General features: G+C 41.2%; 9 protein-coding genes. 6 read left to right on the plus strand and 3 right to left on the minus strand.

Features of this window, described 5'->3' with window-relative positions; translation table 11 throughout:
- Positions 1–55 precede the first annotated feature (55 nt).
- From rsmB to def, 3 genes are read right to left on the minus strand one after another with little or no spacing between them, the layout of a single operon-like run.
- Positions 56–1,351 (minus strand): 16S rRNA (cytosine(967)-C(5))-methyltransferase RsmB, encoded by a 1,296-nt coding sequence (gene rsmB, locus H5159_RS18335; RefSeq protein ID WP_182780806.1) that lies wholly within the window; start codon positions 1,349–1,351, stop codon positions 56–58.
- The gene (gene fmt, locus H5159_RS18340) at positions 1,344–2,297 is read right to left on the minus strand and encodes a methionyl-tRNA formyltransferase (protein WP_182738246.1); all 954 of its coding nucleotides are present in this window, start codon (positions 2,295–2,297) and stop codon (positions 1,344–1,346) included. Before fmt ends, rsmB begins: the two co-directional genes overlap by 8 nt.
- Positions 2,298–2,318: 21 nt before the next feature.
- Entirely contained in the window at positions 2,319–2,825 is a 507-nt protein-coding gene (gene def, locus H5159_RS18345) for a peptide deformylase (RefSeq protein ID WP_004335162.1), read from the minus strand.
- A gap of 118 nt (positions 2,826–2,943) precedes the next feature.
- On the opposite strand from def, the gene H5159_RS18350 reads away from it, so the two are divergent.
- The 6 genes from H5159_RS18350 to hemF all read left to right on the plus strand — a co-directional run bounded on the left by H5159_RS18350 (position 2,944) and on the right by hemF (position 7,891).
- Positions 2,944–4,062 (plus strand): LysM peptidoglycan-binding domain-containing protein, encoded by a 1,119-nt coding sequence (locus tag H5159_RS18350; protein ID WP_138489867.1) that lies wholly within the window; start codon positions 2,944–2,946, stop codon positions 4,060–4,062.
- A 31-nt stretch (positions 4,063–4,093) separates the two neighbouring features.
- Positions 4,094–5,185: a DNA-processing protein DprA gene (dprA, locus tag H5159_RS18355; protein ID WP_024594983.1), complete on the plus strand. Its 1,092-nt coding sequence runs from the start codon at positions 4,094–4,096 to the stop codon at positions 5,183–5,185.
- A gap of 1 nt (position 5,186) precedes the next feature.
- Entirely contained in the window at positions 5,187–5,660 is a 474-nt protein-coding gene (locus H5159_RS18360; protein ID WP_182780807.1) for a DUF494 family protein, read from the plus strand.
- Between the two features lie 114 nt (positions 5,661–5,774).
- On the plus strand, positions 5,775–6,350 hold the full coding sequence (locus H5159_RS18365) for a type I DNA topoisomerase (RefSeq protein ID WP_004335155.1): 576 nt from the start codon (positions 5,775–5,777) through the stop codon (positions 6,348–6,350).
- 25 nt (positions 6,351–6,375) lie between these two features.
- Positions 6,376–6,939: an L-threonylcarbamoyladenylate synthase gene (locus H5159_RS18370; protein WP_004335153.1), complete on the plus strand. Its 564-nt coding sequence runs from the start codon at positions 6,376–6,378 to the stop codon at positions 6,937–6,939.
- Position 6,940: 1 nt separating this feature from the next.
- On the plus strand, positions 6,941–7,891 hold the full coding sequence (gene hemF / locus H5159_RS18375) for an oxygen-dependent coproporphyrinogen oxidase (protein WP_024594982.1): 951 nt from the start codon (positions 6,941–6,943) through the stop codon (positions 7,889–7,891).
- Positions 7,892–8,056: the final 165 nt, after the last annotated feature.

Below are 8,056 nucleotides of genomic sequence, written 5' to 3' on the forward strand. Positions count from 1 at the left end.
TAAAAAAATAGCCATTTAATGTTTCATAAATGGCTAACTATTTAGTGTACGGCTATTAGGCTTTTTTAACTAGCTTAGCGTAATAAAATCCATCACTTTCACCGGGCAGTAACTGCAAACCTGGCGTTGTTACGGTATCGTTTTCGTGTAGAGGTATATGTTCTACATCATCGTTATTAGCTAAAAACTTAGCAACTTGCTGTTGGTTTTCTTGTGGAAGAACTGAACACGTAGCATATACCAATGTGCCACCTGGTTTTAACAGTGGCCAAATGCTATCAAGAATATCGCTTTGTAACTTGGCTAAGTCTTCGATATCTGATGCGCGACGTAACCATTTTATGTCAGGGTGACGGCGAATTACGCCAGTGGCCGAACAAGGCACATCAAGTAAAATACGATCAAATAATTTTTCATCCCACCAGATATGTGGTTGCGATGCATCGCCACATTGTAGGTCTGCACCTAAGCCAATACGAGTTAAGTTTTGCTTAACACGTTCAAGGCGAGTTGAGTCGCTATCAAGTGCAAGTACATCAGCATCAGCAAGCTCTAAAATATGACATGTTTTACCGCCAGGGGCTGCGCAGGCATCCAAAATATAGTCGTCTGCTTTAGGTTCTAAAAAGCGGGCTGCCAACTGTGCTGCAGCATCTTGTACTGAACATGCACCTGTATCAAACTCAGGTAACGAAAATACATCACGTGGTTTGGCAAGCTTAATCCCATCAATAAAATCAGGGTTTAAGGTGTGTTCAATATCGTTAGCGCTGAGCATGTCACTGTATTCTTGCGTGCTAAATTGGGCTTGATTGACACGAAGCCACATTGGCGCTTGTTGCTGGTTTTCTTCAAGTAGTGCTTCCCAGCTATCTGGGTAGGCTGTTTGCACCTGTTTAATAAACCAATTTGGATGGTTGTATAAACATACCGGAATAAGCTTCGCTTTTTCTTCAAGCTCAGCTTGTTGACGCTGAAAGCTACGTAAAATGGCGTTTATCAGTCCTTTTAATCCTAAAGCGCGTAGTTGAGCCAGTGCGTTAACCGTTTCTGAAATGGCAGCATGAGGTGGTACGCGCATATGCTGCAGTTGATAAATACCTACGTATAATAAAAACTGAAATATTCTACGTTTACCTTTTAATGGCTGCTCTACTAAGTGTTGGCAGTAATTTTCAAGGCTCGGTAAGTAGCGTAAAACGCCATAACAAATTTGCTGTAGCAACGCTTTATCTTTAGGCGGCAAGCCTTGGCTTGCAAATGGAAGTTCTTGATTAAGCGATGCGCCTTTATCAACTACGTTATATAAAGTTTCAGCGGCAAGCGCTCGTACGTTTGGAACATTACTCATTGTTTTCGCCTAATATTGTGCCAGGAGTAACCCAGTCACTACGACCATTTAAAAAGTCGTTAATTGCCATTGGTTTTTTACCTTGCGGCTGTAATTGCGTAATACATAAAGCGTGTTCGCCACACGCCACTACTACGCCATTTTTGTCGCTTGATAAAATTTGCCCAGGATCACCTGATTGCAGCATAACCTGCGCTTGATGAATTTTTACTGTTTGCCCACCCATTTGGGTAAAGCACATTGGCCACGGGTTAAAAGAGCGAATGTTTCGCTCGATTTGAAGCGCACTCATGGACCAGTCGATATCAGCTTCCTCTTTAGAAAGCTTTTTAGCGTAGTTAGCAAGTTCATCGTTTTGAGGTTCAGGGGTGATCTCACCATTAGCTAATTTATTAATGGTTTCAATTAACGCATCTGGACCTAGCTCAGCAAGCTTTGTATATAAGCTTGCGCTAGTTTCTGTTGTGCTAATAGGGCAGCGGCTTATATGTAGCATATCGCCGGTATCTAGCCCTTCATCCATTTGCATTATTGTTACGCCGGTTTGTTCATCACCTGCCCAAATTGCGCGTTGAATAGGTGCAGCACCGCGCCAGCGCGGTAATATAGAGCCATGCACATTTAAACAACCTAAACGTGGCGCTTCTAAAATAGCTTTAGGTAAAATTAAGCCATATGCTACAACAATCATAATGTCGGCATTTAAGCTTGTTAGCTCAGCTAGTGCTTCATCATTTTTTAATGACTGTGGCTGAAAAACCGGTAAGTTGTGCTCAAGCGCTAGCTCTTTCACTTCACTGGCTTTTAATTTTTTACCACGACCTGCAGGGCGATCTGGCTGGCTATATACACCCACTATTTGGTGTTCGCTTTGTATCAGCGCTTGTAAATGACGTGCGGCAAAGTCCGGCGTACCGGCAAATATAATGCGTAATGGTTGAGTCACTGAGTTTTCCTAAGGTGCTTATTACTGTTCTGCAAACTTGGCTTCTTTTTCAAGCTTTTTACGAATACGTTGGCGCTTTAATGGAGATAAGTAATCAATGAATAGCTTACCTTGAAGGTGATCTAGTTCATGTTGAATACAAATAGCCAATAATTCATCTGCATCTAATACAAATTCTTCACCGTTTTCGTTAAGTGCAGCGACTGTTACTGTTTCTGCGCGATCTACTTTTGCATAAGAGTTAGGTACTGATAAACAGCCTTCTTCGCTAACGGTAGAGCCGTCTTTTTTAATGATTTGTGGATTAATTAATACCAGTGGCTCATTGCGCTCTTCTGATACATCAATAACAACGATTCGTTGATGAATATCTACTTGCGTGGCCGCAAGACCAATGCCATTTTCATCGTACATTGTCTCTAGCATGTCTTTTACAATTTGGCGTACTGTGTCATCAACTTGTACAACATCTTTTGCTACAGTACGTAAACGTTCATCTGGAAATCTTAAAACTTCTAACCTAGCCATAGTTACCTTTTTCACTTGTGCTTAATTTAGGGTATTGTATGCTCTTATTTTAGCCATTCGCGTTCACCTTTAACAGGTTTTGGGCAATAATAATGAAAAAACAATACAAGGAAGCTCGATGAAATCTCCACTACTTGCAATCATGCTTACGTTAAGCGCTGCGTTTCCCGCAGTTGCTGATGTACTTAAAATAAAAAAAGACGCACCAAAACAGTATGTTGTAAAAAAAGGCGATACACTTTGGGATATTTCTGGCATCTATTTAGATGAGCCTTGGCTATGGCCTGAACTTTGGCAAATGAATCCACAAATTGACAACCCACACCTAATTTACCCCGGTGATGCATTAGCGTTGATATACGATGCAGATGGAAACCCACGTTTAGTGATCAATAAAGGATATAGAAAGCTATCTCCTCAGGGTCGTATTACACCAAAAGGGCGTGATGCTATTACTACTTTGCCGCTTGAAATGATCAAACCTTATATCAGTTATGAGCAAGCAATGAACAGTGACGATATTAAAGGTAAACCTTATATTTTAGGTGCAAACGAAAATACTAAAACACAAACGCTAGGCCATATTTTATATGTTAAAGGCGACTTACAAGTACATAAAGCATATGCCATTTACCATAAAGGTGACCCCTACACTGACTTAACCGGTGAGGTGTTAGCAACGCGTGCATCTTATGTGGGTATAGCACGTGCTTTTAGAGCGGGCGATGAGAAAAATGGCGTGCCTTCATCATTACGTGTTGAGTCTGTTAAACGAGAAATTCAGCAAGGTGATTTTTTAATGCCGGCAATGGAAGGCCAAATGCTTCCTGCGTACTTTGATATACACCGTCCTTTAGAACCTGTAACAGGTAATATTATTGCTTCACCACGCGAAGTTAGAGAATTCAGCACAATGGATGTTGTGGTGCTAAACTTAGGCAGTGAACAAAATATAGAAGCGGGTCATGTATTAGATCTAGAGCGTCAATCACCAACGGTTATTGATGGTCCTCGTGGCCCTCGTTACCCAGAAGATTCTAGTAAATATGAGAAGCTTTTATCTGATGTGAGCCAATTATTTGGTGATGAGTCTGACGAACAAAACACAACGTGGACCATGCCTAAAGAAAAAGTTGGTGAGCTAATTGTCTTTAAAGTGTATGACAAAGTAAGTTATGCATTAATAACTAAAAACCAGCACCCAATTCGCATTGGAGATATTGCAGTTATTCATTAAGAAGTAGCGAGTCGGTGTTCTAGGAGAGAGCATGGATCAGTCATCTGGCAAGCTAGCCCACTGGCTTGCCTTTTATATGTGTAAAGGGTTGGGTATAAAAACCCTTTTAGCACTATCTACAAACTATTCCCTTGGGTCGTTATTCGACTTATCTCATGACAAGCTTTTACAGCTTGGGTTAACCGCTAATCAAGCGAGTAATTTACTCAACACCAATTGGCAACAAGTCAGTCATTATGAGCAATTAATAGCGCTGAACAACATTACTGTTGTCTGTATTTTTGATGCGCTTTACCCAGAAGATCTCCGGCAGATTGCCAGTGCGCCTTTATTACTATTTTGCAGGGGAGATGTCTCGTTATTATCAACTCCACAAATTGCAATTGTTGGCAGTCGTAATGCTACACCTACCGGGCTTGAAATAGCCTCAGAATTTGCATACGAGTTAACTTTGGCGGGTATTACAGTTACTTCAGGTATGGCGCGGGGAATAGATGGTGCAGCACACAAAGGCTCTCTTGCTGGTACGGGGAAAACCATAGCGGTGCTTGGTACTGGGGTTGATATTTACTACCCCAAACGCCATAAACTATTAACAGACCAAGTTTTAGAAAGCGGTTTGCTGGTGAGTGAGTTTTTACCAGGCACAGCTGCTCATGCGCACAACTTTCCGCGCCGTAATCGTATTATTTCTGGATTATCGTTAGGAGTGCTTATTGTTGAAGCTGAAATTAAAAGTGGTTCGTTAATTACAGTACGCTATGCACTTGAACAAAATAAAGAGGTATTTGCAGTACCGGGTTCTATTAAAAACCCATTAGCGCAGGCAAGTCACTTTTTAATAAAGCAAGGTGCTAAGCTGGTAGAAAACGTGGCTGACATTCTTGATGAGGTGAGTTTTACTTACGACAATAATGTATTTAATAAAGAGCAGCCGATTCAAGCCAATTCTCAATGTGAGGTTTTAAATAGTATTGGCTTTGAAGTAACCAGTGTAGATGACATTGTGCGTCGTGCGCAGTGGCCAATAGATAAAGTACTCAGTAGGTTGCTCGATTTAGAATTAGACGATCAGATTGAGCGAGTGTTAGATGGTTACATCAAGTTAAGCGCAGGAAGGTAATATGTTTGATATTCTTTTGTATCTTTTTGAAAATTACATTCATAGCGAAGCGGATATATTTGCAGAGCAAAATGAGTTAACCGATGAGCTACTGCGTGCTGGCTTTAATAAGCCTGAGATATTTAAAGCTCTTGATTGGTTAGAGCAACTAGCCGATTTACAACACAGCGATGAGTCTCCTTATCTTATTGCTAACCCTAAAGATGCTGTGCGTATATTTACCGATAGTGAATGCCAAAGGCTCAGCGCTGAGTGTCTTGGCTTTTTAATGTTTATTGAACAAATAGGCGTAATTAACAATGTAACACGTGAAATGGTAATGGACTGTTTAGCCTCTCTCGATAAACCAACTATAAGCCTAGAAGACTTAAAGTGGATTGTACTTATGATCTTGTTTAACGTTCCTGGCTCTGAAGAGGCATATGAGCAAATGGAAGATTTGATTTTTGATGAACCCAGCGAACTTCTTCATTAGAGATAATTATCTTGATTGTACTCAAATTACTCAAAAGGATAAGCACGGCATTGCTTGTATCTTTAAGTGGTTTGGGTATATTAGGCGAAAATTCACCAACCTATTAGGATCACCATGAGTAAAATCGACCATTCGCTTTTCTCGGCGAACAAGCACGCCCTCGAAAAAGAATACGAGATATGCCCACAGTGTGGTTCAGAGTTAGTGATCCGCAATAGTAAATCAGGCCCTTTTTTAGGATGCGCAAGTTATCCCAAATGCGACTTTATTAGGCCGCTGGCACATCACGACAGTAACGAAATCAAAATATTAGAAGATTCAGCATGTCCTGAGTGTAGCAAACCGCTGGTGGTTAAAAATGGCCGCTATGGTATGTTTATTGGGTGTACGGGTTATCCAGAGTGTCATTACATTGCTAACGAAAATGAAGAAAAGCAAAGCGAAGATACTTTGCCTAGTTGCCCTAAATGCAAAAAAGGTCATTTAGTCGCGCGCAGTAATAAGTTTGGTAAAGTATTTTATTCTTGTGATTGCTACCCAAGTTGTAAATACACGCTTAATAATAAACCGGTTGAACATCCGTGTCCTGAATGTGACTGGCCTATCGTCATAGAAAGAAATATGGCAAACGGCATATTATTGCAATGCCCACAAAAAAGCTGCATGCATAAGCTCACCCCAACTGAATAACGTTTAATTATATCTGGAGACTACTTTGTCAGACCTTTCAAATACGCCCACTGCAATAACATGCTTAACGCAAGGCGAAGTTATTTTATACCCAACAGAAGCTGTATATGGTTTAGGTTGTGATCCAGATAATCAACAAGCCGTTGAGGCACTATTAGCTATTAAGCAGCGCCCGGTTGAAAAAGGGCTTATTTTAATCGCTGATAACTACGGACAATTATTAAAATACGTAGATGATGCAAAAATACCAATGGATAAACGCGCTGATATTTTTTCGAGTTGGCCTGCTGCAATTACATGGGTTATGCCTGCATCTAAAAATACGCCTAAATGGCTCACAGGGCAGTTTGATACCATCGCGGTAAGAGTAACAAACCATCCAACAGTAAAGCGTTTGTGCCAAGAGTTTGGTAAGCCATTAGTATCAACCAGTGCAAACTTAACCGGTCAAGAAACGGTAATTAGTATTGAGCAAGCCAAAGCGCAATTTGCAGAACAAGTTGGCTTTTACGTTGACGAGCCGTTAGGTGGTAATACTCAACCAAGCACAATCAAAGACGCCATGACTGGCAAAATATTTAGAGGTTAATATGCAAAGCGAATTATTAAATCAAGTAAAAGCATACTTTATGGCTTTGCAAGACACTATTTGCCAAGGTTTGGAGGCTGCAGATGGCAGTGCTAAATTTATAGAAGATAACTGGCAGCGAGCAGAAGGCGGTGGTGGTCGTACACGCGTAACCACTAATGGCACTGTAATAGAGCAAGGCGGAGTTAATTACTCTCATGTATTTGGCGCTTCAATGCCTGGTTCGGCAACAGCGCACAGACCAGAGCTTGCAGGGCGCAGCTTTCATGCGTGTGGTGTGTCGTTAGTTATTCACCCTAAAAACCCTCATGTACCAACAAGTCATGCCAATGTGCGCTTTTTTATAGCCGAAAAAGAAGGCGAAGAGCCAATATGGTGGTTTGGTGGCGGGTTTGATCTCACTCCTTTTTATCCAGTATTAGAAGACGTACAACATTGGCATCAAGTTGCTCACGACATTTGTGCGCCTTTTGGCAGCGACGTTTATCCAAAATACAAAACCTGGTGCGACGAGTACTTTTATTTAAAGCACAGAGATGAGACTCGCGGAGTAGGCGGTTTATTCTTTGACGATTTAAACGAACTTGGTTTTGAAAAGAGTTTTGCGTTTATGCAATCGGTGGGTAATGGATTTTTAGATGCCTATTTACCTATTATTGAACGTCGCAAAAATGACGAATACACAGAGCAACAACGTGATTTTCAGCTTTATCGTCGCGGGCGCTACGTTGAGTTTAATTTAGTATGGGATAGGGGCACTTTATTTGGATTGCAAAGTGGCGGGCGCACTGAGTCTATATTAATGTCTATGCCACCACTTGCACGCTGGGAATATAACTATAAACCAGAGCCAAGTAGCCCAGAAGCTAACCTATATCAGTATTACTTACGCCCGCAAGAGTGGTTAACGAGTCAACCAAGTGAGCTGATAGCCAGAGAGTGGCAATTATAAAAATTAAACAATAATCAAAAAGGCGCTAATTAGCTGTCTTTTGATCACAAGTCTGACTCAAGAGATTTTGCTAAATCGTAGCCTTCCAGGATGGCTTGTAACTTAAGCCATCCTTGCCATAACACTTTCACAGATGCACGCCCTGTGCGCTTGGTATCTTTCCAG

The sequence above is a fragment of the Pseudoalteromonas sp. SG43-1 genome, assembly GCF_014164415.1.
Lineage (GTDB): Bacteria > Pseudomonadota > Gammaproteobacteria > Enterobacterales > Alteromonadaceae > Pseudoalteromonas > Pseudoalteromonas distincta.